Genomic DNA, 23,878 nt, shown 5'->3' with positions numbered 1-23,878 from the left:
TACGTTCGCGACGTACTTACTTCGCGGTACCGAAGTACTTGTTGACCAGCGCGGCGTAGGTGCCGTCTGCACGGACCTTTTCCAGCGCCTTGTTCATCTCGTTGGTCAGTTCGGTGTCGCCCTTGCGAACGGCGAAGCCATAACGCTCAACCGTCAGCGTCTTGTCGAGCACCTTGACGCCCGGGTTGGCCTTGGCGTACAGCAGCGCTGCGGGCTTACCGGTCACGGCGGCGTCGGCACGGCCGATCTTCACGAGTTCGAACATCTGGTCGTTCTTCTCGACTTCCACGCGCTCGACCTTCGGATAGCTTTCCTTCAGGAACTGCACCGACTTCGTACCCACCTGCACCGACACCTTCTTGCCGTTCAGATCGGCCGGCTCCTTGATGCTGGTGTTCTCAGCCTTGACCATGATGGCCAGACCGCCGGTGTAGTACGGGTGCGTGAAGTTCACCACCTTCAGGCGCTCGTCGGTGATGTAGATTGCCGAAGCAGCCACGTCAACGCGCTTGGACAGCACGGCCGGGATCAGGCCCTTGAAATCGATATCCGTCCACTCGACCTTCTTGCCCATTGCCTTGCCCAGCGCCTCGATCATTTCGACGTCGAAGCCGGTGCGCTTGCCGTTGTCCACGTACTCGAACGGCGGGAAGGTCGCGTCGGTCGCAACACGCAGCACGTCGTCGGCAGCGAAGACCTTGCTCGAGCAGGTGACGGCCAGCGCCATCGTGAACAGAATGTGACGCAATTTCATCTGGTACTCCTTCGTGTAGTCTCGGTCGGAAAAAACCGGTTAAAAGTACTGCAATCGATTCGAAATACGCTCGGCTGCCGCCACGGTGAGGCGAATCAGCTCTTCGTGGCGCTGAGCCACACGCACGGCCGGCGCCATCAAGGTGATGGTGCCTTCCAGACGTTCCTTGGCGGCGAACACCGGGGCCGACACGCCCCAGACGCCGAAATCCACTTCGCTTTCGGACACCGCATAACGCTGCTTGCGGATTTCCTCGACCTGCGCAACGAGACGCTCCTGCGCGACCGGCTGGCCGGCCAACTGACGGCCGATCAGGCTGTCGCGGGTGGCTTGCGGCAAGAACGAGAGCAAGGCTTTGGCCGAGGCGCCATGCACCAGCGGATGCGCACGTCCCTTGGCAAAGGAGCAACGCAGCGATTGCTCGCTCTCGTGCATGTCGAGGCAAACGACCTGACCGTTAGCGGCCACCAGCAGACCGACGGTCTCACCGGTGCGCTGCACGAGGGCGTCGATCTCCTCACGTGCCTGAGTAACAAGATGCGAGTTGTGGTCGAAACCCCACGCCAATTGCACGCCGACCGGACCCGGTTCGTAGAGCGCCTCATGGGCGTGCTCCTGCACCAGGCCCCACTTCTTGAGCGGTACGAGGTGGCGGTAAACCGTGGAGAGCGGCAGGCTCGTTTGCGCGGCGATCTCGCGTGCCGCGATCGGTCGTCCATGACGCGCCACAGTCACAAGGACTTGCAGAACGCGTTCGGAGACCGAATGAGCTTCGGTGGTGTCCATCGTCTTGAAAACAAAAGAAAGCAAAAAAATCAGCGGGCTAGCCGCCGATGACGACATGGGCGCTATCTTGCGATGCAATTCCCAAAGTAAAAAATGCAATTCTCATCGGATGGTAACAAATCGAGGGATTGCGCATAGGGATTTTCCCTTACGCACTACGGGAGATCGGCATAAAAAAACGCCGAACCCCTTTCCAGACAAGGCATTCGGCGCTTTTACGCGAAAACTGAATGAAGATTCTGATTAACGACTGTCAGTTGATGTTTGCGAATCGGGCACCTTGGATAACCAGCCGATGAGAATCGGCTTCTGCACTTTCCCAAGTGCGCTTTTGGGCAGGGCGTCGAGAATGACGACCCGTCGCGGCAGTTTGAAGCGGGCGATGCGCTCGCCAAGGAAGTCGAGTATCGATTGCGGGGTGGCGCTCGTTGCCGGCGACGGCACGATGACCGCGACGGGCACCTCGCCCCACCGCTCGTCGGGCACGCCGACAACGGCGGCTTCCATTACCCCGGGGCAATCGACCAGCGCATTCTCGATTTCCGCCGGGTAGATGTTCTCGCCGCCCGAGATGATCATGTCCTTGCTGCGGCCCACGACCTCATAACAGCCGTCCTCGCGCAAGCGCGCCAGATCGCCGGAGTGGAACCAGCCGTCCTCGAACGACGCGTGGCCGGGCGCACGCCAGTACTCGCGCATCACGTTCGGCGCCCGCACGAGAATTTCACCGACCTCTCCCGCAGGCACCTCCTGCCCGGTCACATCGGTCAGCCGCACGTCGACGCCCGGGCACGCGCGCCCCACTGCGCCGGGATGCGCCTTCGCTTCGCCGAAACGCAGTGCGATCGACACCGGGCCGGTTTCCGTCGCGCCATACACCTGCCCAAGCGGAATGCCGCGCGCGTGAAACGCGTCGATGGCGGACATCGGCACGACGCTGGAACCGGCCATCACCCCGCGCAACGACGACAAGTCCGTGCCCGGCCACGCCGGATGCAACTGCACGGCTCGCAGCGTGGCAGGTACCATCAGCGAGAGTGTCGGACGATGCCTTTCGACATCTGCCAGCCAGGCAGCGGGATCGAAGCGCGGATGCAGCGTGACGCTCGCGCCGCGCAAGAGCGCGGGCAGTGTCTGAATACACAGCCCGCCCACATGAAACATCGGCAGCGTAGACAGGATGTGATCGTCCGCACTCATGTCATGCGCCCACCAACTGGCTTCGGCGTTGGCGAGCAACCCGGCCTGCGTGTGCAATGCGCCTTTGGGTTCGCCCGTCGTGCCGGACGTGTACGCGAGCAGCACAGGCGCATCGGCCGCCACCTCGGGATAGTCGACCGGCTTCATCGACGGCACCGCGATTAGTCCTTCAATGGGTGCGATGGCGGGGGGCGGCAGGTCAATGATCGCGTGCTGCTCGAGCGAGTCGCGAATCTGGCGCGCAGCATCGCGATGCGCGGCGTCGAACCAGAGGACACGTACGCCCGCATGGCGCACGATCGCGGCCAGTTCGGGCACGGCGAGACGGAAGTTCAGCGGCAGGAAGATGGCACCGGCACGAGCGCAAGCGAACAACAGCGCCAATTGCAACGCGTCGTTCAGACCAAGGCATGCGACTCGGTCGCCCGGCGCGATACGCCAGGTGCTGCGCAAATGTCCACCGACCCGTTCGACGCGTCGCCACAGCGCTGCGTAGTCGGTCTGCTCCGATTCATCGCCAATGCCACATCGCAACGCCAGCCGCTCCGGCGTGGCGCGTGCGTGACGGGCAAGCGCTTCTACAAAAGGCGTCAACTTGTTCTCCGTGACAAGAAAGACAGCATGGCCCGGGGCATGCGATCGGCGTCCGGTGACCGGCGATCAGCCTCGGCCATGCGCGCAAGGCTTACTCGTCGCGCTCACCCGGTTCGTAGAGCGCCTCGCGGCCGATACGGTCGAGGCACAGCTCTGCGGTCCACGGCAGCATCAATGCGCCGCAACGCGAATCGCGATACATCCGTTCGAGCGGCAGCGTCTTGAGCATCGACTGCCCGCCGCAGGTACGAATGGCCAGACGGCACAGCTCGTTGGCATTCTCCATGATCGTGTACTGCGCTGCATACGCCCGCAGACGTGCGTCCTTACCCGGATCGGCCCGGCCGTCCTGCAACGCGCGAAGGAACAGCGCGCGCGTCTGCTCGAGCATGATGTGCATTTGCGCGACGGCAATCTGCTTGGTCGGGTACATACGACGCTTGACCGGCGCGCCCATGCCTTCGGCTTCGCCGCGCAGATAGCGCACCGTGAAATCGTAGGCCGCCTGCGCGATCCCCATGTACGTCGGGGCAAGCGTCATGAACATATGCGGCCAGCGGCTGGCGGCCTGATAGTAGACGCCGCGCGGCATCAGTTGCAGTTCGTCAGGGACGAAAACGTCCTTGAAGAGCAGCGTGCGCGAGACGGTACCGCGCATGCCCAGCGGGTCCCAGTCGCCGGTGACGGTCACGCCCGGCGCATCGCCTGGCACGGCGATGTAGAACGTGTCCTTCATCGACAATTCGGGCTTGTCTTCGGTACACAGCACGCCGTAGTAATTCGCCGCCCCCGAGAGGGATGCGAATATCTTGCGACCATTGATCTTCCAGCCGCCCTCAACCTTCGTCGCAGTCGTGCCGAACGGTGCCTTGCCTGCGGCCGCCGCACTGCCTTCGGAGAACGGTTGTGCGTAGATCGCCCCGTCCTGAATCACGCGCGCGAAGTGATGCTTGCGATAACCCGCATGCTCGGCGCGCTGCTCGGGCGTCATGTCGAGATCGTCGGCAAGAATACCGGTCCACATCATCGAACACGTGTGCATGTTGAACGTGAGCGCCGTGGCGCCGCAGTGGCGGCCCAACTCGGCGGAGACCATCATGTAGGTGGCGAAATCCGCGCCCAGACCACCTTCCGATTCGGGAATGCACAACTTCAGCAGGCCTGCGGCGCGCATGTCGTCGTAGTTCTCGAACGGGAACGACGCTTCGCGATCCCAGCGGGCGGCGCGCGGCGCGAGCGACTCGCGCCCCACCTGCTCGGCCAGCGCCAGCAGGCGCCGCTGCTTGTCCGTGAGCGGGTAATGCTCGCCGACGATCGAAGGGGGCTGATAGGCCACGGTAGTCTCCTAGAGTGTTGCGAGGAAAGCGCGCACCTCGGCGTTGAATGCCGCCGGGTGCGTCAGATTCATGAGGTGTCCTGCACCGGGCAGGCAGACGTAGCGAGCTTGCGGAATGGACTCTGCCATGCGCGCCATGACTTTCGGCGGCGCATTGGTGTCGTGCTCGCCGGCAATGAGCAGCACCGGCACGGCGATGCGTGCCAGTGCGGCGCGCTGCTCGAAACCCACCAGCGCTTGCAGCGCCGCCCGGTAGGCATCGGGGGTGAGCGCGCCCATCGCGTCGACGGCCACCGCATGCGCGCTCGCACGGACGGCGGCATCCGGCTCGCCGAGCATGCCCGGCACGATCGCTTCGGCCATCTCGCGCAGCGTTTTTCCCGCGTCGAGCGGCGCAGTGCGCTGGCGCACGAATTCGCGCTGAAAGTCGCCGTCCGGCTTACCGAATGCGGGGGAGGTGCCGCACAACACCAGCGCCGCGATATCGCGCGTGAACGGCGCGCCGCGCGCCATCAGCTCCTGTGCGACCATGCCGCCCATGCTATGGCCAACGAGCACGAATCGCGATGGGCCCAATGCGTCGAGCAGTGCTTGCAGGCTATCGGCCAGCGACGCCATCGTCGGCTCGGCAGGCAACGCGCTCTCGCCGTAACCGGGCATATCCCACGCCACCACGCGATGCCCCGCCGTGGCGAATGTCTCGAACTGCGCGGGCCAGACATGCCGGTTGCCGCCAATGCCGTGCAGCAGCACCAGCGTGAGCGGGCCATCGCCCGCCGTTTGGCAGGCGGGTACGGGAAGCGTCATGATGCGAACTCGCCTTGCAATTGACCGTCGCGCACGACGACATCGCCGTCGAGCGCAATCGTACAGCGCCGCAACGGCAGATCGAAATGACCGAGCGTGTGGCGTCCCGCCACTTCGTTGGCCCCCGTCGAGTACAGGAAGTTGCCCGCGAACGCGCGCTGCTCCGTGCCATTGCAATCGCGCTTGTCGTAACAGGCCAGCGCGTCCCAGCGTGCGCGCGGGTTCATGCCGAAGCCGACGTGCGAGACGGCGTAGGCTTCGCGATCTCCCCACGCAGCGAAGTAATCGCGCATGAGCTCGACATCGACACCCTCGCCGTCGATGGCGACGACATAGTCGTCCTCGACCGTGAGTTCGATGCGATCCCGCAAGTATTGTTTGAACGTCAGATTGATGTCGCCCGGCGCGAGCACGAGTCGGCCGTTCACGCTGTGGGCCGCCGGAAACGCCAGCGCCAGCCCCCCCGGCCAGTGAGCGACCTGTCCGGGCTTGGCACACCAGCCCCAGACTCCGCCCACGCGGGCATCGCGAAGACCGATGCGCAGATCGGTGCCGGCGGCGGACGTGACATGCATTTGTGCTGCGCCGCGCAAACGCTTGATCGCTGCACGCACTTTCGGCTCGAGCGCCGGATCGGTCGCGCAGCGTTCCAGAATTTCGGGATGCTCGTTGGAGACCATCAGCACGCGCGCACCGCCCCCCAGAATCTCAGGCAGTTCGGGCGCGTGCAACAAGCCCTCGACGGTGCAGTCGACGACAAGCGTTGCCGACTTGAGCGCCGCCACGACCGGGGCCAACTGCCCCAGCGCGTCGCTGGCGCCCGTCGAGCGCACCGGCACCGGCGCACTGACACGCGGGCTTGGCACGATCAGCCGGAAAGGCTTGGCGCCGAGCGATTCGGCCGCAAGCTGTGCTAATTCCACGTTCACAGGCCGGGATTGCGTTTCGGCTACAATCGCCACCACGTCGCCGGGTCGTATGTCGCAGCGCCGCAAGGTCTCGGCAAATACGTCGATCCACTTATGCTCGATTCGTTCGATCAGCATATCGTCTCCTGAGCGTCTGACCCTCTCGCCCGCCGTGGGCTGCTTCGCCCCCTGGCACGCTACTGGCCGTCATGCGTCTTGTCGATCTGTTGTTCGTGCCATAGTATATGAATATTCATACAAATCAACCCGATCAAATTAGCCCGACGGGAGTGCAGGGACAGTGAACGCCAAACGCGCCGCAGTACCAGATTTCGACAGCGCTGCCTTTCGTCATGCGCTCGGTCAGTTTGCGACCGGGGTGACGGTAATCACCACGCGCGCCGACGACGGCTCGCTGATCGGTATCACCGCCAGTTCGTTCAACTCGGTGTCGCTCACGCCGCCGCTCATTCTCTGGAGTCTCGCCACGCGAGCGGGCAGCATGCCCGTCTTCCGCGAGAACTCGCACTATGCCGTGAACGTGCTGGCCGCCGATCAGCTCGACGTCTGCAAGCGCTTCGCCACCATGAAGGGCGACCGGTTTGCGGGTGTGCCGTACACCTTGTCGGCGTCGGGCACGCCGGTGCTGGAGGGTGCACTGGCCTGGTTCGAGTGTCATAACCGCAGCCGTTATGACGAAGGCGATCACGTCATCTTCGTGGGTGAGGTCGAGCGTTGCGGGGTTCATGCAAACGTTTCCGAGCGCATGCCGCTGATCTTCCACGCAGGCGGCTTTCACAAGCCGCAGTCGCTCGGTTAAAACGCCCCATGTCAGCCGCGGGAGCGCCGTTCGTCGATGACTATCTGGCGTATCTGCTCGCCCGTGCGAGCACGCTGGTCTCCGATGAATTTCATCGCGAAGTCGCGGCGGCGGGACTCGGCGTGTCGGAGTGGCGAGTGCTCGCCACGCTCTCCGACGGACGCGCGCGCACCATCAATCAACTGGCAGACATCGTGCTCGCCAAACAGCCGACGCTCACCAAAGTCGTCGACCGGCTGGAAGCGGCCGGCGATGTCGTTCGCGGCGAGAGTGCAACAGATCGTCGCCAGTCGCTGGTCTCGCTCACCGACGCGGGACGCGAGCGCGTCGCGCCGTTGCTCGCCAGCGCACGCCGCCATGAAGCCGGCGTGCTCGCTCGCTTCGGCGCAGATCAATCCGCCCTCCTCAAAGAAACGTTGCGCCGCCTGATCGACGAAATGGCGCAGGGAACGCAAAGCCCCCGCTAGGCCGTGTCCGATCGCTGCACGGACACGTCTGAAAACGCGAATCGCGCGGCGTCGCGAATCGTCAAAAATTCGATCGCTTTGCCATATTTTCGAATTTTCTGTCGGCGAATGACGGAAATATTGCTTCTGCTATCAATTTCACGCATCGCGGCCGGCGAATACGCAAGCACTTGCAACACGAATTCTTCTAAGATGCGCATATCGATTCACGCTATTGCGCACGTCCATGACCCCACCCAGCCACCGCCCAGCCGATGCGCACAACGAGCGCCGCGTTTGGGATATCAGCGCCCCACTCTCCAGCGACACGCCTGTCTGGCCGGGTGACACGCCGTTCTCGGAGGAAGCGGTGTGGCAGATCGGACCGGGTTGTCCGGTCAACGTCGGGCGCATCACGTTGTCGCCGCATACGGGTGCGCATGCGGATGCGCCACGCCATTACGACGACGACGGCGCATTCATTGGCGAAGTGCCGCTAGACACCTATCTGGGGACTTGCCGCGTGATCCATTGCATTGGCGCGTCGCCGGTCGTCACGCCCGAAATGATCGCGCCACACTTGGCGGATGTGCCGCCGCGTGTGCTCTTGCGTACATATGCGCAAGCGCCGGTAACACGCTGGGATAACGCGTTTTGCGCGGTGGCCCCCGAGACCATCGACCTGCTTGCGTCGCATGGCGTGAAGCTCGTAGGTATCGACACGGCGTCGCTCGATCCGCAGGAGAGCAAGACCATGGACGCGCACCACCGCATTCGCGCGCATCGCATGGCCATTCTCGAAGGACTGGTACTCGACGCGATTGCCCCCGCCGATTACGAACTCATTGCGTTGCCGCTGAAGTTCATGCGGCTCGACGCGAGCCCGGTCCGCGCCGTGCTGCGTTCTCTCTGAACGGTACTGCCCGCGTCGGCCTCGCGGCAAACGATTTTTTCACATTGCTATCACTCACAAAACGCTAACCATGACGTCTTCTCGCAACGATTGTCTGGCCCTCGATGCGGCCGATCCGCTCGCCCCGCTGCGTGCGCAATTCGATCTGCCGCCGGGGGTGATCTATCTCGACGGCAACTCGCTGGGTGCCCGTCCGCTGGCGTCTGCCAAGCGTGCACAGGAAATAATCACCGCCGAATGGGGCGTCGGCCTCATCCGCAGTTGGAACGATGCGGACTGGTTCGCGCTGCCGCGCACGCTGGGCGACGCCCTCGCGCCGATCGTCGGTGCCGGTAAAGGCGAAGTCGTGGTAACGGATACCACGTCGAGCAACCTCTTCAAGGTGATGGCCGCCGCGCTCGACGCGCAGCGCTCGCGCTCGCCACAACGCAAAGTGGTCATCTCGGAGCGCAGCAATTTCCCGACCGATCTCTACATTGTGCAAGGCCTCACGCGTTTGCTCGACGACGGCTATTCGCTGCGTCTGATCGATTCGCCCGACGAGTTGCCGAATGCGCTGGGTGACGATGTGGCCGTGGTACTGCTTACGCATGTGAACTACCGCACCGGCGCCATGTACGACATGACTGCCCGTACGGCGGAGATTCATGCGGCGGGCGCACTGGCCGTGTGGGACCTTTGCCACTCTGCGGGTGCCGTGCCCGTCGATCTGAATGGTGCCAATGCCGACTACGCAGTGGGCTGCACGTACAAATATCTGAACGGCGGCCCGGGCGCACCGGCCTTCGTGTGGGTCAACAAGCGTCTCCAGGACACGTTCTGGCAGCCGCTGTCGGGCTGGTGGGGCCATCGCACGCCGTTCGCGATGCAGCCGGAATACACCCCGGACGATGGCATCGGGCGCTACCTGTGCGGTACGCAACCGATCATTTCGCTTTCTCTCGTGCAGTGCGGTCTGGACATTTTTGCGCAGACGTCGATGGAAGCGCTGCGTCGCAAATCGTTGGCGCTGACGGATCTGTTCATCAAGCTGGTGGAAGCGCGTTGCGCCGAATTCCCGCTCACGCTGGTGACGCCGCGCGACCATGCCGCACGAGGCTCGCAGGTGAGTTTCGAGCATCCTGAAGGGTTCGCTGTGATTCAGGCGCTGATCGCGCGCGGTGTCATTGGCGACTATCGCGAGCCGCGCATCATGCGATTCGGCATGACTCCGCTGTACACGAGCTTTGCCGACGTGTGGGATTCGGTTGAAATTCTGCGCGACGTATTGACCACCGGCGCTTGGGACAAGCCCGAGTTTCATCGTCGCGGCACGGTGACCTGAGAGAGGAACTGTCAGTATGAGCAAGACCCCCTCCTCCGCAAGCGGCCATCACGACACGTCGACGGACGCTACGCCCGCTCAGGGCGGGTGCCCGTTCGGGCATCAGAGCGCAGAGCGCCCGGCGAGCGATCCGAAGGCCGAGCAAAGTGCATCGGCCGACACGACGCAATGGCACGATGCGCAGCTCGATTTTTCCAAGAGCATGAGCTACGGCGACTACCTGTCGCTCGATCCGATTCTGAATGCACAGCATCCGCGTTCAACCGATCACAACGAGATGCTGTTCATCATTCAGCATCAGACGAGTGAATTGTGGATGAAGCTTGCGCTGTACGAACTGCAGGCGGCGCGCTCGGCGGTTCACAACGATGAACTGCCGCCCGCGTTCAAGATGCTCGCGCGCGTGTCGCGTATTCTTGAGCAACTGGTGCAGGCGTGGAGCGTGCTGGCGACAATGACGCCGTCGGAATATTCGTCGATGCGTCCGTCACTGGGTAGCTCGTCGGGCTTTCAGTCCTATCAGTACCGCATTCTGGAGTTCATGCTGGGCAATAAGAATGCGGCGATGTTGAAGCCTCATTCGCATCGTCCCGACCTCTTCCAGCAGGTGGAAGCGGCGCTCAATGCGCCATCGTTCTACGACGAGGTAGTGCGCCTGCTCGCGCGTCGCGGCTTCGCGATTGCACCGGAACGGCTGGAGCGTGACTGGACACAGCCGACACCGCACGACAAGACCGTCGAGGCAGCGTGGCTCGAGGTGTATCGCAATCCGTCGCAACACTGGGAGTTGTATGAGATGGCCGAGGAACTGGTCGATCTCGAGGACGCCTTCCGCCAGTGGCGCTTCCGTCACGTGACGACCGTAGAACGCATCATCGGTTTCAAGCAAGGCACCGGCGGCACCAACGGCGCGCCCTACCTTCGCAAGATGCTTGATGTCGTGTTGTTCCCCGAGTTGTGGCATGTGCGAACGCTGCTGTGATGGCTTTGCGGTAAGCACACCCACCGCATAGGTTCAGCGAGCACCAGCCCCGGCCGCCTGCGGCCGTGGCGATTGTTCGTCCCCTGACTCCGCGCCAATGCCTGGTCGCTACGTCAGGGGACGGACAATCATCGCCGGCGTGCCCCTCACCCCACAGTGCCCATCACCTCGATAGGTGTTATCGGATCAATAACGGTTGCGGATCAGGTTGGGAACGGCCCGCGGTGCGACTTAACAGGCATCAGAGCGCCGCGGGCGGCTCCCGACCGGATGAACCACTGGCATGGGTTCGGGTTCAGGTTCGGATGTGAGCCAATCCAAGGGCTTAAACCTGCCCACTCAACCGAGCAGCCAATTGCTTCAGGCGCGGGCCGATCTCTTCACGAAAGACCGAATCCGGAATCGACGACGACGGCCCGCTGCAACTGATCGCCAGCCAGCGATTCTGCCGCACGTCGCGAAGCGGCACCGCCACGGCATTGACGCCCTCATGCCACTCGCGAAACGAGTAGCAGCAGCCCTCGCGCTTGTAAGACTCGATCCCCTTGTCGACACCGGACTGCAGCACGTCCCAGCCAACATTGCGTAGCGCTCCCGGGTTCGCGTCGTAAGCATCGCGAAGATCGGCGAGCATCGTCTCGCGCTCGATCGGGGTCATCGCAGCGAGGTAGACACGCCCCATCGAACTCGTCAGCATCGACAGGCGGGAACCCGCCGTCAGTCCCAGCGTGAGATGTGCTGAGTCGCTGCGAATGGTTTCGAGATACATCATGTCGATACCCTCCCGGCAACCGAGCGAAATGGAACACCCCATTTCCTTGGCCAGTGCCCGCATATGCGGCCTCGCCAGCGTCAACATGTCGGTGCCGCTGAGAAAGGCGTATCCCAAGGCAAGAACGCCCGCATCCAGCGCGTATTTACCCAGCTCGGCGTCGTAGCGCAGATATCCCAGCTCTGTCAGCGTGTAGGCAAGGCGACTGACAGTCGCCTTCGGCAATCCGGTGCGGGCCGCGAAGTCGCGGTTGCCCAGCAGCACGTCGTCGGGTCCGAAAGCGCGCAGCAGCTCAAGCCCCCGCGCGAGCGCGGTGACAAACTTTCGTTCGTCATGGGACGGCGGCACTCCGTGTGCCGGCGCACCGGCAAAGGCTGACAGGGACGTTTTGACCACAACCATCGCGCGCTCCGCTTCAAATGGGTTCAGCCAGCGCATGCACTAGCCATTGCCTGAGAAAAAAGTTTAGTGCTAAACTAACTTCGATTTCAGAACATTGTTCCGCATTGCGGAACTTTCGTCAAGTCGAAGTGCTTTCCCGGTGCGGCTGGTAGCGACCTATGCCGCACATGTGCCAACGGGCCGATGAGGATGGCGTCGGCATATTTTCGAGAACGTCGGAGGAGATAGGTCATGGCAGGCAATGCACAGTTTCATTGGGAAGATCCGCTGTTGCTCGACGCACAGCTCACGAGCGAAGAGCGCATGATTCGTGACGCCGCAGCCGCGTACTCGAACGACAAGCTCGCGCCGCGCGTACTCGAAGCGTTCCGTCATGAGCGCACCGACGCTGCCATTTTTCGCGAGATGGGCGAGATCGGCCTGCTCGGCCCGACGATTCCCGAGGAATACGGTGGCCCGGGCCTGAACTATGTGGCCTACGGTCTGATCGCGCGCGAGGTCGAACGCGTGGACTCGGGCTATCGCTCGATGATGTCGGTGCAGTCGTCGCTCGTCATGGTGCCGATCTTCGAATTCGGCAGCGAAGCGCAGAAGCAGAAATACCTGCCGAAGCTGGCCAGCGGCGAGTGGATTGGTTGCTTCGGTCTGACCGAGCCGAACCACGGTTCCGATCCGGCAGGCATGACCACGCGCGCCAAGAAGGTCGCCGGTGGCTATGAGTTGAGCGGCAGCAAGATGTGGATTACCAACTCGCCCATCGCCGATGTCTTTGTGGTGTGGGGCAAGCTTGCCGACGAGAACGGCGAAGAAAAGATTCGCGGCTTTATTCTGGAAAAAGGCTGGAAGGGTCTGTCGGCCCCGGCGATTCACGGCAAGGTCGGCCTGCGTGCCTCGATCACCGGCGAGATCGTGATGGATCAGGTGTTCGTTCCGGAAGAGAATCTGATGCCGGGCGTATCGGGCCTGAAGGGGCCGTTCACTTGCCTGAACTCGGCGCGCTACGGCATTGCCTGGGGCGCACTCGGTGCGGCGGAATTCTGCTGGCACACGGCGCGTCAGTATGTGCTCGACCGTCAGCAGTTCGGCCGCCCGCTCGCCGCCAATCAGTTGATCCAGAAGAAGCTTGCCGACATGCAAACGGAAATCACGCTCGGCCTGCAAGGCTGCCTGCGTCTGGGCCGCATGAAGGACGAAGGCACGGCCGCCGTCGAAATCACGTCGATTATGAAGCGCAACTCGTGCGGCAAGGCGCTTGATGTTGCGCGTCTGGCGCGCGACATGCTCGGCGGCAACGGCATTTCCGATGAGTTCGGTATCGCACGTCACCTCGTGAACCTCGAAGTGGTCAACACCTACGAAGGCACGCATGACATCCACGCGCTGATTCTCGGTCGTGCGCAGACCGGCATCCAGGCGTTCTTCTGATCGATCGTCATGATGGATCGAGTTGCATGAACCGCACGCAATTCTGCGGTTTATCGCGGTTCATGCGACTTGTCTGGTACGCGTCGTTTCTCAGGCCGCACTTCGCGGGCCGTCAATCCCCCGGGCGACGGCGCGTACCAAACAAAAAAGCCAGCTCTGGAGAGCTGGCTTTTTTTATCCGCAGTCTTCTACAACGCTAGCCGGATTACTTGTTCGGCTGCGGCGTGAGACGCAGGTACGGACGCACGGCCTTGTAGCCCTTCGGGAATTTCTCCTTCAGCACGGCTTCGTCCTTGAGCGACGGCACAATCACCACGTCTTCGCCATCTTTCCAGTTACCCGGCGTGGCAACCGAGTAGTTGTCGGTCAATTGTAGCGAGTCGATCACACGCAGGATCTCGTCGAAGTTGCGACCGGTGCTGGCCGGATACGTAATGATCAACCGCACCTTCTTCTTCGGATCGATCACGAACAGCGAGCGCACTGTCACAGTTTCGCTGGCATTCGGATGAATCATGTCGTACAGCTGCGAAACCTTGCGATCGCCATCCGCCAGAATCGGGAAGTTGACCGTGGTGTTCTGTGTTTCGTTGATGTCGTTGATCCAGCCCTTGTGCGATTCGGCGTCGTCGACTGACAACGCGATAACCTTTACGCCACGCTTTTCGAACTCACCCTTGAGTTTCGCAGTCAGACCCAATTCAGTCGTGCAAACCGGCGTGTAATCGGCCGGGTGCGAGAAGAGCACGCCCCAACCGTCGCCCAGGAATTCGTGGAACTTGATTTTGCCAACCGACGAGTCCTGCTCGAAATCGGGGGCAATGTCACCCAAACGCAATGTCATTTACGGTCTCCTTGAGAACGTTCAACTGAGTGGGTAAAGACTAAAGGATGCTAAGCTTTGCAAGAACGAATAAAAAATTGATTACACATAATTATTCGAAATATACGAACATCGAGGATGTTGCTTTCTGGCAACGGCCCGCTGAAAGCGTTACGATATTACTCACACCCCCCTCGCATTTTCCTCCCATTACTGGGTAACGATCATGTCGCAAATGCACACCAACAAGGAGAAGTTCATGACCGATATCAAATCCGTATTGGCCGACGCCGAAGACCTGCTCAAACAAGCCGCCAACACGACCGGTGAGCGTGCCTCCGAATTGAGCGACAAGGCGCTGGCCCTGCTCAAGCAAGCCAAGGAAAAGGCTTCCGACGTGCAGGTCGTCGTTGTCGAGAAGAGCAAGAAGGCCGCTCGCGCGACCGATGACTATGTTCACGACCACCCGTGGCAAGCCGTGGGCATCGCCGCCGGTATCGGCGTGGTGATCGGCCTGCTGCTCAACCGCAAGTAAGCTGCGCCGACGCAAGTCGCTTTCTCGCCTATTCTGCCCAAGGCGGACCCACTTGACCGGTGCGACGGGTCAGGTGGGCCGCCCGAGTCCAGCCCATGACCGACAATGATCGCACGACCCCGCCACGGCCTTCGCTGCGGCGCCTCGCCGGTGCGTTGCTCGAGATCCTGCAGTCGCGCATCGAACTCATCGGCATCGAATTGACCGAGGAGAAGGAACGCCTGATGGGCGTGGCTTTCCTCGGCCTCGCCGCGATGCTCTTCGGCGTTCTCGCCCTCGTGTCGCTGACCGCGCTGGTGATCGTGATTTTCTGGGACACCTATCGTCTCCAGGCCATGACCGGCATATTCATCGTGTATTCGCTGATCGCCGGCGGATGCGCACTGCGCGCACGCAACATCCTGCGCGATGCCCCAATGCCGTTCGAGGCCACGCTGGCCGAGTTCGAAAAGGACCGCGACGCCCTGCGTCCGGACTGAAGGAGATCTGCCCGTGCCGCTGGAACAGAACCGCCCTCGCCGCACGCGACCGTCACGACGCTCGCGTCACGACCTCCTCGCGATTCGCAAGGAACTCGTGCTCACGCGTATTGCCGTCGAGCGTGCCGAACTGATTCAGGCCTCACACGTCACCCGCGAACGCCTGCGCAATTTCCGCTGGGTACGCTATCTGCTGCCCGGCGCCTTCTCCAAGCTCTCCGGAATGGGCGGCATCGCCAATTCCGGGCTCAAGCTCGGCGGACTGCTTGAACGCTATCCGCTGGTCAGCTCGGTTGCCTCGCTGGCGCTCACCGGGTTGTCACATACGCCTGTCGGCCGTGTAGTACGTCGCGGTCTGAAATGGGGCGGCCTCGGGGTTCTCGCCTGGCAAGGCATCAAGCTCTGGCAGGAATCGACGAAGCCGTCGACACCCAACGCGAACGCGGCCGTCACCGCCCGCCCTGCCGCCCCATCCCGAGCCGACGATAGCGGCACACCACCGATCATGTGAGCGCTGCGCCCGGCTCACGCGCTACAGCGTCGGGCCACACGGGCGCGGCCATAGGCGTTGATGGTGATGCAAACGCTTCGACCGTGCCCCTCAATGCGCACGGTCCCCGATAACCATCCCCGTGTCTCCGTTCGCATGAAGCCGTTTTCTGCGAACGCGAGCCCCTCCGTGTTGTACAGCCCCCATCGCACTTCGACGCTGACGCCCGGTGGCAACGGCGCATGCCGTCCCAGCAACTGATCCCCCTCGTCGAAACGATCATTTCGATTCTTGTCGACGAACGTCACCCAGCCACTGCTCAGACTCCCGCCATCGTGCGGCGCCATTGCAACGCGACGGTGCCGGCCCAACGCTTCCGCTCGCGCCGACTGCATCGAGGCCAGAAATGCTCGTGCCGTGACGTCGACCGCGACGCGGTGCCGAACGGCATCGATGGATGGCGACACTGCCATCAGTGCGACGGCAAGCACTGCCATCGCGACCACACACTCCAGCATCGTCACGCCGCGTGCGAAACGCAAATCACGGCGCATCGCAATGCTCGTCACGATTACGCTGTACAGGCGTGGCAACAACGCTGTCATGCCACATGGCAACCTCGCGCCAACTCAGTGAGCGTGAGGAAAACGACGGCGCCCTTCCACCACTGCGAGCTTCCGCCGGTCTCTGCCGGACTTCATAAATCGCCTGCAAATACACGCGTGTGCCCGGCAACTCGCCACATCCCATGGCACTCACACGATACCGGCGCGCCGGCGTGTCGCCCGCCTGCGGCTCGCCTGCCGGATAGGCGGAAAACGCAATTCTCTCGATGAAATAGCGCGCCTTGCGGGTCGCAACGACGGCGCTACTGCCATACCACTCGACCGTTCGCCATCTTGGTATACGGCGCTCGTACCAGATGTCGCCGCGATGGTTCGCCGCGAGCACGCCGAACGGTCCGGCTTCGAAAACCGAGACGCCTGCGATATCCGCTGCGCGAGAGGTATGCGTGAGCCAATCGCGCGCCTCGGTCAGGGCCTGATCCGCCGCTGCAAATGCCCCAGCGCGGTCGCTCGTGTAGGCGATGAACCGAGCGGCCAGTTGACGATGCTGCATACCGGATGCGGCAAGCGTCATCAATGCCGCCAGCCACATCACCATGAAGACGCCAACCATTTCGCCTCCTCACCGACGCCACCATCGTTGCGGCGATAGGCCACCGCATTGAACACATGCAGATGGACATCGCCAGCATTGCCTAGCCGTTTGTACTCGCGGCCACCGGACACTGCATCGAAGACTTCGACCACCTGCACCGCGCGGGACTTGCCGCCACTTCGCGGTGCACCACGCAGGACCAGCGAGAATGCCACGGCAGCAACGTTCTCCCACCCGCCCTCCCCCCGCGGCGGGCTCGGCGGCCTGCGGCGCAGACTCCTCACGGGCTCGACCCAGCGCAAAGGCCCTGTTCCCCCAACGCGGAACCCCAGCCGAACGTACATGGCTTCCACCCCGCTCACCAACACCTGCGCCGGGTGCAGATCCGCCGAGAGCATCTGACGCTCGCCATAACGGCAATAGAGTGAGGGAGTACCGTCCTCTCCCTTATCGACATAGAAAATACTGACTTGTCGGTCGTCCAGTTGACCCGTCGCCCGGGTGCGCATCCCAGCGCAGTTATGAACGGCCCCATTGCCGGTCGACAACCCCGCCCCCTGAAACTGCACCTCAAGCAACGAACTGCCTTGCCAACCCTGTCGCGGGCAAGTGTCAACCGTGCTCGCACACGCAGCACTCGCTCGTAACGACGGCCACTCTCGCTTCGCCGGCAACGCCCCCGGTGGCCAGATCGCGCCCTCCATCGGGTCCCAGTTCCGGTACCCCGCCATGCCTACGGCGCGAGTCAGTTGGGTCAACGCAAAGATGGCGCGCTCGGTTACGTCATATCGCTCCGCCTGGACTCGCCACAACCGAATCCCCGCCAGATAGATCGCGATCGCCGCCGTCACGATCAGCAGTCCGAGCGGCATTGCCAGCACCCATTCGAGCAGCGTGAAACCCCTCATATGACGCGTGCAAACCCGATCGCCCCGAACGACGGTCAACGGCCGCATCGCGGTTAGCGGCCTATGTGCCATGCGTCACTCCTGGCTGGCGCCGGCAAGGCCGTCGCGGCCGCTTTCGCCGGCGGGGCAAGCTCGGCAGATGTCATACCGCCCGCCGCCTGCCATTGGGCAAACCCTTGCGCACCGGCCATGAGGGCGGCCAATGTGAACATGACGTCGAGCAGTGCCGCCCCTCGACAGCGAGGCCGACCGCACGCACCGGCCCTCGGCCCCCCCTCTGCCGCCGTCGCAGCGACCGGTGGCTCCGACGCGCGTGGCGGCAATAGCCACGATCCCCGGTTCCGCCTTCGCCCTGCATCGAGCGATGGCGGCCGCCGGGCGTCTCGGCGCGACGGATGGCGGTGATGGGTCAGGGCATCGCGAAGCGCCTGCCGATCGGCGCGACGCTGCGGGTGTCGTCGATCCTGTTGCATGGTTCGGTCTCTCGTCTCGTTGATGACGAGTCCATCGTCGCCCACGCTCCGCGACACGCCAATCGGACGGTGCCGCAAAACCTACCCCGTCATACGCCACCTCACTTCTCGTACGCGATACCTCAGTTCTCGACGAACGCCCATAAAAAACGGCGACCGAAGTCGCCGTCTTTGGGCCCATCACACCGAGCGCATTCTGCGCCGCCCGATTGTCGCTGCATCGTCACATGATGGGCAACGCGGTGTCCGTCAGCATTACCCCTTCAGCTCGTCGACGAGTGCGACATAAGCCTCTTGCGCCTCTTCCTTCGACTTGCCCTTGAGCATTTCCCAAGCGTCGAATTTGGCGCGACCGACGAAATCCGTCATACCGGGACGCGTGCCGGAGACGTCGCCCTCGGTGCCTTGTTTGAAGAGCGCATAGATACGCAGCAACGTGAAATTGTCGGGGCGTTCGGGCAGCGTCTTGGATTGGGCTACCGCCTCTTCGAAGCGTGCTTGAAGATCGCTCATGGTGTCTCTCCCTGGAAAAGCAGTCAGCTTATATATGTCCCGTGCGTCAATTCGCGGATGTTATGAAGCGCTCGCGCCGACGTTCGGGGTGTTGCGAATACAACGCGATCAAGGATAGCGACGAAGCGCTACGGGAGGTAGGGGCGAGCGTAGAACCCGGCGTCTAAACCTCTCGGGAACTGAGCCTATTTTCCGCGCCGCACGGCGCAAAAAGACAAAACGCCCGGCGCATTGCCGGGCGTTTCTGATACTGCGAGGGTCAAACCTTGCGTCGTTTCGAGACCGTTATGCGACGCTCGTCGCACCCGATCTCACGACATCTTCAACGCAAGCGACCGCGTCACGGCACGATCACGACGAAGCCGCCGCCGGTGCCGACGCCGTACCGGCGTTGGCCGGGACCGAGCGCTCTTCCCAACCACCGCCAAGCGCCTTGTACAGCGTGACGAGGTTGGTCCAGCGCGACAGGCGTGTGGCAATCAGCGTTTGCTGTGCCGAGTACAGCGCACGTTGCGAGACGAGCGCGTTCAGGTAGCTGTCCACGCCGTTGCGATAGCGCAGATCCGAGAGTTTGTAACTCTCGTCGCTCGCCTTGACGAGCGACTCCTGCGCCGCGACCTGATCGTCGAGCGTGCCGCGTGCGGCCAACCCATCGGACACTTCGCGGAATGCCGTCTGAATCGCCTTCTCGTAGTTGGCGATCTCGATACGCTTCTGCACCTTGGCCAAATCGAGGTTGGCGATGTTCTGCCCGCCAGCGAAGATCGGCAGCGTGATGGTCGGGGCAAACGACCAGGCGCCCTGCCCGCCCTTGAACAAATTGCTCAACGACGCACTGGCCGTCCCTGCGTTCGCCGTCAGAGAGATCGACGGGAAGAACGCCGCACGCGCTGCACCGATGTTCGCGTTGGCGCCCTTGAGCGTGTGCTCGGCCGCCGTGACATCCGGACGGCGCAGCAACAGATCCGAGGGCAACCCGGCCGGCAGGTCGGCAAGCAGCCCCTGCCCATCGAGCGGACGGCCCGGCGGCAGATCGGCCGGCAACGGCTGGCCAATGAGCAGCGTGAGCGCGTTCTCGTCCTGCGCCACCTGACGCGTGTACTGGGCGAAATTCGCCCGCGCCGTATCGACCGGCGTTTGCGCCTGACGCAGATCCAGCCCGGACGCCGTGCCCACGTTGAAGCTGCGCTTGGTCAGCTCATACGACGATTCCTGACTCTTGAGCGTGTCCGAGGTGAGTTTGAGCAGTTCCTGATCTGCCAGCCAGGTGAGGTACGCCGTCGCCACTTCCGAGATCAGCGTCATATGCGCTGCCTTGGCCGTGTCCTCGCTAGCCAGATACGTCTCCAACGCCTGATCCTTCAGGCTCTGGATACGACCGAACAGATCGAGTTCATACGACGTGAAGCCCACACCCACCTGATAGCTGCGGCTCACGCCGGCGCGTCCCGACGTCGACAAGTCCGCCGGCGAGCGCTGAATCGACGCCTGCCCCGCCGCCCCAACCGAGGGCAGCAGCGCCGAGCGCTGAATCTGATACTGCGCACGCGCGGCTTCGATGTTGAGCATCGAGACTCGCAGATCGCGGTTGTTCTCCAGCGCGATCTCGATCAGCTTTTGCAGACGGGGATCGGTGAAAAAATCTCGCCAGCCCAGATCGGCCGCCATCACGGCATTGCTGCCGGAAGCGCCGTTCTGGTTCGCCGCCCCGGGCGTCTTGTAAGCCGGGCCAGTGGGGAACGACGTGGCAACCGGTGCCTCGGGCCGCTCATAGTGCGGCGCGAGGGTACAGCCTGCCAGGAACGCTGCCGCCAAGGCCATCGGCAATGCTTTGTGCTTCATAGTCAGTTTCCTTCCTTGGCGGGGCCGGCGTCCGGTTGCACGTGACGCGCTTCCGGGTGTTCCACGGTATCCAGATCCTCATGGGCGAAGCGCTTGCGCACCATCACGAAGAAGACCGGCACGTAGTAGATCGCCAGGAACGTTGCCGCCAGCATACCGCCGATCACGCCGGTACCGATAGCGTGCTGCGAAGCCGAGCCGGCACCGTTCGAGATCGCAAGCGGCAACACCCCGAGAACGAACGCCATCGACGTCATCAGAATCGGGCGCAAACGCAGTCGCACCGCTTCCATCGTCGCCTCCATGAGTGTGCGGCCCTGCTCTTGCAGATCCTTGGCAAATTCCACGATCAGAATCGCGTTCTTCGCCGACAGACCCACAGTCGTGAGCAGACCCACCTGGAAGTACACGTCGTTCGACAACCCGCGCAGCGTGGCTGCCAGCAGTGCACCCAACACGCCCAGCGGCACCACCAGAATCACCGAGAACGGAATCGACCAGCTCTCGTACAACGCAGCCAGACACAAGAACACAATCAGGATCGAGATGGCGTACAGCGCCGGTGCCTGCGAACCCGAAATGCGCTCTTCAAACGACAGCCCCGTCCACTCCAGACCGATACCCGGCGGCAGTTGCTTCGCGATTTCTTCCACGGCCTTCATGGCGTCACCCGACGACTTGCCCGGTGCCGGCATACCCTGAATTTCCACCGCAGGCACGCCGTTGTATCGCTCCAGACGCGGCGAGCCGTAAGTCCACTTGCCGGTCGCGAAGGCCGAGAACGGCACCATGGTTCCGCTCGCGTTGCGTACGTACAGCTTGTTGATGTCTTGCGGCAGCATGCGGTCCTTCGCCTCCGACATCACGTACACCTTCTTCACACGCCCGCGGTCGATGAAGTCGTTCACGTAGGACGAACCCCACGAGGCCGAGAGCGTGGTGTACACGTCGGCAATCGACAGACCCAGTGCTGCGGCCTTTTCTTCGTCGACGTCCACCTTGTACTGCGGAGTGTCGTCGAGACCGTTCGGACGCATGTTCGCCAGGTTCGGATTCTTTGCCGCCAATCCGAGAAGCTGGTTGCGTGCGGCCATCAACGCGTCGTGACCAAGGCCCGCGCGATCTTGCAGTTCGAAGTCGATACCGCCCGCGTTACCCAGTTCCGGCACCGACGGCGGGTTGATCGCGAAGATCATGGCGTCCTTCACGCTTGCGAACGCCTGATACGAACGCGCGATCACCGCCTGCACCTTCAGATTGGACGACTGACGGTCTTCCCACGGACGCAACATCGTGAACGCCAGACCCACGTTCTGACCACGGCCGTTGAAGCCGAAGCCCGTCACCGTGAAGATCGAACGCACAGCGTCCTTTTCATTCTCGAGGTAATGCTTCTCGACCTGCTTCATGACGTCGAGCGTGCGCTCTTGCGTCGCGCCCGGCGGCAATTGCACCAGGTTGAAGAAGTAGCCCTGATCTTCATCCGGCAAGAACGCCGTCGGCATGCGCACGAACAGGAAGCCCACGACCGCCACGATCACGACATACACGATCACGAGCGGCGTGCTGCGCTTCAGAATCCGTTCGACCTGACTCTGATACTTCTTCGAACCCTTGTCGAACGTGCGGTTGAACCAGCCGAAGAAGCCGCGCTTCTCGTGCACTTCGCCCTTCTTGATCGGCTTGAGAATCGTTGCGCACATGGCCGGCGTCAGCACGATAGCCACCAGCACCGAGAGCGCCATGGCCGCCACGATCGTCAGCGAGAACTGACGATAGATGGCCCCGGTCGAGCCGCCGAAGAACGCCATCGGCACGAACACCGCCGAGAGCACCAGCGCCACGCCCACCAGCGCGCCGACGATCTGATCCATCGCCTTCTTCGTCGCTTCCTTCGGACTCAGCCCCTCTTCGGCCATCACCCGTTCGACGTTTTCCACCACCACAATGGCATCGTCAACGAGCAGACCGATAGCCAGCACCAGCCCGAACATCGACAAGGTATTGATGGAGAAACCTGCCGCACCCATGATGCCGAACGTACCGAGCAACACGACCGGCACGGCAATCGTCGGGATGATCGTTGCCCGCAGGTTTTGCAGGAACAGATACATCACCAGGAACACGAGCACGATACCTTCGATGAGAGTCTTGATCACTTCTTCGATCGAGATCTTCACGAACGGCGTGGTGTCGTACGGGTAATCGACCTTCATGCCCGCCGGGAAGTACGGCTCCAGCTCGGTGACCGCCTGCTTGACCGCCGTAGCGGTTTGCAGCGCGTTCGCGCCCGTGGCCAGCGTAATGGCCAGACCGGCGGCCGGTTTGCCGTTATAGCGTGCCACCACCTGATACGATTCGCCGCCAAGCTCGATGCGCGCCACGTCGCCCAGACGCACTTGCGAGCCGTCCTTGTTGACCTTGAGCAGAATCTTGCGGAACTGCTCCGGCGTTTGCAGGCGGCTTTGCGCCGTCACGGTGGCATTGAGCTGCTGCCCCTTCACTGCCGGGGCGCCGCCCAGCTCACCGGCCGAAATCTGAACGTTCTGCGCCGAAATGGCGTTCGAAACGTCGATGACGGTGAGGTTGTAGCCGTTCAGTTTCTGCGGATCGACCCAGACGCGCATTGCGTACTGCGAACCGAAGAGCTGCACCTGACCCACACCGTTCACACGGCTGATCGGGTCCTGCACGTTGGCGGCAATGTAGTTTGCAAGGTCGATGTCGGTCATCTGACCGTCGTCGGAATACGCACCGATCACCAGCAGGAAGTTCTTGGTCGCCTTGGCCACCTTGATACCCTGCTGTTGCACCTGCTGCGGCAGCAGCGGCGTGGCAAGTTGCAGTTTGTTCTGCACCTGCACCTGCGCAATGTCCGGGTTCGTGCCCTGCGAGAAGGTCAGCGTAATCTGTGCCGTACCCGAGCCGTCAGACGTCGACGACATGTACTCGAGGTTGTCGATACCGTTCATCTGCTGCTCGATCACCTGCGTGACCGTATCCTGAACGGTCTGCGCCGAAGCGCCCGGGTAAGTCGCAGTGATCTGCACCGAAGGCGGTGCGATGGGCGGATATTGCGAGACCGGGAGCTTCAGAATTGAAAGCGCACCGGCCAGCATGATGACAATCGCGATCACCCACGCAAAAATCGGGCGATCGATAAAAAACTTTGCCATGAATGAGGC

24 protein-coding genes are annotated in these 23,878 nt (G+C 62.5%); 9 read left to right on the top strand and 15 right to left on the bottom strand.

Going from position 1 to position 23,878, the window contains the following annotated elements; all coding sequences use genetic code 11:
• Nucleotides 1–16: 16 nt before the first annotated feature.
• The 6 genes from AT395_RS07495 to AT395_RS07470 all read right to left on the bottom strand — a co-directional run bounded on the left by AT395_RS07495 (nt 17) and on the right by AT395_RS07470 (nt 6,523).
• Complete coding sequence (locus AT395_RS07495; RefSeq protein ID WP_042112304.1) at nt 17–754, bottom strand: transporter substrate-binding domain-containing protein; 738 nt, start codon at nt 752–754, stop codon at nt 17–19.
• Nucleotides 755–793: 39 nt separating this feature from the next.
• Nucleotides 794–1,540, bottom strand: a complete 747-nt coding sequence (locus AT395_RS07490; protein WP_042117178.1) for an IclR family transcriptional regulator — start codon at nt 1,538–1,540, stop codon at nt 794–796.
• A gap of 243 nt (nt 1,541–1,783) precedes the next feature.
• On the bottom strand, nt 1,784–3,334 hold the full coding sequence (locus tag AT395_RS07485) for a class I adenylate-forming enzyme family protein (RefSeq protein WP_042112306.1): 1,551 nt from the start codon (nt 3,332–3,334) through the stop codon (nt 1,784–1,786).
• A 91-nt stretch (nt 3,335–3,425) separates the two neighbouring features.
• Nucleotides 3,426–4,670, bottom strand: coding sequence for an acyl-CoA dehydrogenase family protein (locus AT395_RS07480; protein WP_042112307.1), 1,245 nt, complete (start codon nt 4,668–4,670; stop codon nt 3,426–3,428).
• A gap of 9 nt (nt 4,671–4,679) precedes the next feature.
• Nucleotides 4,680–5,477, bottom strand: a complete 798-nt coding sequence (locus AT395_RS07475) for an alpha/beta fold hydrolase (protein WP_048627645.1) — start codon at nt 5,475–5,477, stop codon at nt 4,680–4,682.
• Nucleotides 5,474–6,523 (bottom strand): 2,5-dihydroxypyridine 5,6-dioxygenase NicX family protein, encoded by a 1,050-nt coding sequence (locus AT395_RS07470; RefSeq protein ID WP_042112310.1) that lies wholly within the window; start codon nt 6,521–6,523, stop codon nt 5,474–5,476. Before AT395_RS07470 ends, AT395_RS07475 begins: the two co-directional genes overlap by 4 nt.
• 163 nt (nt 6,524–6,686) lie before the next feature.
• Between AT395_RS07470 and AT395_RS07465 the strand changes: the two genes are divergently transcribed.
• Complete coding sequence (locus AT395_RS07465) at nt 6,687–7,205, top strand: flavin reductase family protein (protein WP_042112312.1); 519 nt, start codon at nt 6,687–6,689, stop codon at nt 7,203–7,205.
• Nucleotides 7,206–7,213: 8 nt separating this feature from the next.
• Nucleotides 7,214–7,672: a MarR family winged helix-turn-helix transcriptional regulator gene (locus AT395_RS07460; RefSeq protein WP_048627646.1), complete on the top strand. Its 459-nt coding sequence runs from the start codon at nt 7,214–7,216 to the stop codon at nt 7,670–7,672.
• Here the strand turns inward: AT395_RS07460 and AT395_RS07455 are convergent.
• Nucleotides 7,669–7,851: a hypothetical protein gene (locus AT395_RS07455; protein WP_125347417.1), complete on the bottom strand. Its 183-nt coding sequence runs from the start codon at nt 7,849–7,851 to the stop codon at nt 7,669–7,671. The two genes, AT395_RS07460 and AT395_RS07455, sit on opposite strands and share 4 nt — an antisense overlap.
• Nucleotides 7,852–7,898: 47 nt before the next feature.
• On the opposite strand from AT395_RS07455, the gene kynB reads away from it, so the two are divergent.
• The 3 genes from kynB to kynA all read left to right on the top strand — a co-directional run bounded on the left by kynB (nt 7,899) and on the right by kynA (nt 10,870).
• Nucleotides 7,899–8,564 (top strand): arylformamidase, encoded by a 666-nt coding sequence (kynB, locus tag AT395_RS07450; RefSeq protein ID WP_042117180.1) that lies wholly within the window; start codon nt 7,899–7,901, stop codon nt 8,562–8,564.
• A 70-nt stretch (nt 8,565–8,634) separates the two neighbouring features.
• The gene (gene kynU, locus AT395_RS07445; protein WP_042112316.1) at nt 8,635–9,888 is read left to right on the top strand and encodes a kynureninase; all 1,254 of its coding nucleotides are present in this window, start codon (nt 8,635–8,637) and stop codon (nt 9,886–9,888) included.
• A gap of 16 nt (nt 9,889–9,904) precedes the next feature.
• Nucleotides 9,905–10,870 carry a tryptophan 2,3-dioxygenase gene (kynA, locus tag AT395_RS07440; RefSeq protein ID WP_042112318.1) on the top strand — a complete coding sequence of 322 codons (966 nt, stop codon included), beginning with the start codon at nt 9,905–9,907 and terminating at the stop codon, nt 10,868–10,870.
• A 325-nt stretch (nt 10,871–11,195) separates the two neighbouring features.
• Here the strand turns inward: kynA and AT395_RS07435 are convergent, their stop codons facing one another.
• Nucleotides 11,196–12,044, bottom strand: a complete 849-nt coding sequence (locus AT395_RS07435; RefSeq protein ID WP_231586133.1) for an IclR family transcriptional regulator — start codon at nt 12,042–12,044, stop codon at nt 11,196–11,198.
• 231 nt (nt 12,045–12,275) lie between these two features.
• Here AT395_RS07435 and AT395_RS07430 point away from each other — a divergent pair, with 231 nt between their 5' ends.
• Nucleotides 12,276–13,469, top strand: coding sequence for an acyl-CoA dehydrogenase (locus AT395_RS07430; RefSeq protein WP_042112319.1), 1,194 nt, complete (start codon nt 12,276–12,278; stop codon nt 13,467–13,469).
• A gap of 205 nt (nt 13,470–13,674) precedes the next feature.
• Here the strand turns inward: AT395_RS07430 and AT395_RS07425 are convergent, their stop codons facing one another.
• Complete coding sequence (locus AT395_RS07425; RefSeq protein WP_042112321.1) at nt 13,675–14,313, bottom strand: peroxiredoxin; 639 nt, start codon at nt 14,311–14,313, stop codon at nt 13,675–13,677.
• A gap of 214 nt (nt 14,314–14,527) precedes the next feature.
• Between AT395_RS07425 and AT395_RS07420 the strand changes: the two genes are divergently transcribed.
• From AT395_RS07420 to AT395_RS07410, 3 genes are all read left to right on the top strand, one after another.
• Nucleotides 14,528–14,827, top strand: coding sequence for an ElaB/YgaM/YqjD family protein (locus AT395_RS07420; protein WP_376738380.1), 300 nt, complete (start codon nt 14,528–14,530; stop codon nt 14,825–14,827).
• Nucleotides 14,828–14,922: 95 nt separating this feature from the next.
• Nucleotides 14,923–15,306: a phage holin family protein gene (locus AT395_RS07415; RefSeq protein ID WP_042112324.1), complete on the top strand. Its 384-nt coding sequence runs from the start codon at nt 14,923–14,925 to the stop codon at nt 15,304–15,306.
• A 13-nt stretch (nt 15,307–15,319) separates the two neighbouring features.
• Nucleotides 15,320–15,817, top strand: a complete 498-nt coding sequence (locus AT395_RS07410; RefSeq protein WP_048627647.1) for a DUF3318 domain-containing protein — start codon at nt 15,320–15,322, stop codon at nt 15,815–15,817.
• A 14-nt stretch (nt 15,818–15,831) separates the two neighbouring features.
• Here AT395_RS07410 and AT395_RS07405 read toward each other — a convergent pair whose 3' ends face one another.
• The 6 genes from AT395_RS07405 to AT395_RS07380 all read right to left on the bottom strand — a co-directional run bounded on the left by AT395_RS07405 (nt 15,832) and on the right by AT395_RS07380 (nt 23,869).
• A complete protein-coding gene (locus AT395_RS07405) occupies nt 15,832–16,350 on the bottom strand; it encodes a GspH/FimT family protein (RefSeq protein ID WP_048627648.1) in 519 nt (172 codons plus the stop codon).
• Nucleotides 16,340–16,975 carry a pilus assembly protein gene (locus AT395_RS07400; protein ID WP_048627649.1) on the bottom strand — a complete coding sequence of 212 codons (636 nt, stop codon included), beginning with the start codon at nt 16,973–16,975 and terminating at the stop codon, nt 16,340–16,342. The genes AT395_RS07405 and AT395_RS07400 overlap by 11 nt, the downstream gene beginning before the upstream one ends.
• Nucleotides 16,954–17,865, bottom strand: a complete 912-nt coding sequence (locus AT395_RS07395) for a PilW family protein (RefSeq protein WP_072632793.1) — start codon at nt 17,863–17,865, stop codon at nt 16,954–16,956. The genes AT395_RS07400 and AT395_RS07395 overlap by 22 nt, the downstream gene beginning before the upstream one ends.
• A 728-nt stretch (nt 17,866–18,593) precedes the next feature.
• Nucleotides 18,594–18,851, bottom strand: a complete 258-nt coding sequence (locus tag AT395_RS07390; RefSeq protein WP_042112329.1) for an acyl-CoA-binding protein — start codon at nt 18,849–18,851, stop codon at nt 18,594–18,596.
• 351 nt (nt 18,852–19,202) lie between these two features.
• Nucleotides 19,203–20,693, bottom strand: a complete 1,491-nt coding sequence (gene adeC / locus AT395_RS07385) for an AdeC/AdeK/OprM family multidrug efflux complex outer membrane factor (RefSeq protein ID WP_042112331.1) — start codon at nt 20,691–20,693, stop codon at nt 19,203–19,205.
• Between the two features lie 2 nt (nt 20,694–20,695).
• The gene (locus tag AT395_RS07380; protein ID WP_042112333.1) at nt 20,696–23,869 is read right to left on the bottom strand and encodes an efflux RND transporter permease subunit; all 3,174 of its coding nucleotides are present in this window, start codon (nt 23,867–23,869) and stop codon (nt 20,696–20,698) included.
• Nucleotides 23,870–23,878 lie beyond the last annotated feature (9 nt).

Origin of the sequence: Pandoraea apista (genome assembly GCF_001465595.2) — a bacterium.
Taxonomy (GTDB): Bacteria; Pseudomonadota; Gammaproteobacteria; order Burkholderiales; family Burkholderiaceae; genus Pandoraea; species Pandoraea apista.
The sequence above is the reverse complement of the archived record's forward strand: the minus strand, read 5'-3'. Positions and strand labels throughout refer to the sequence as shown.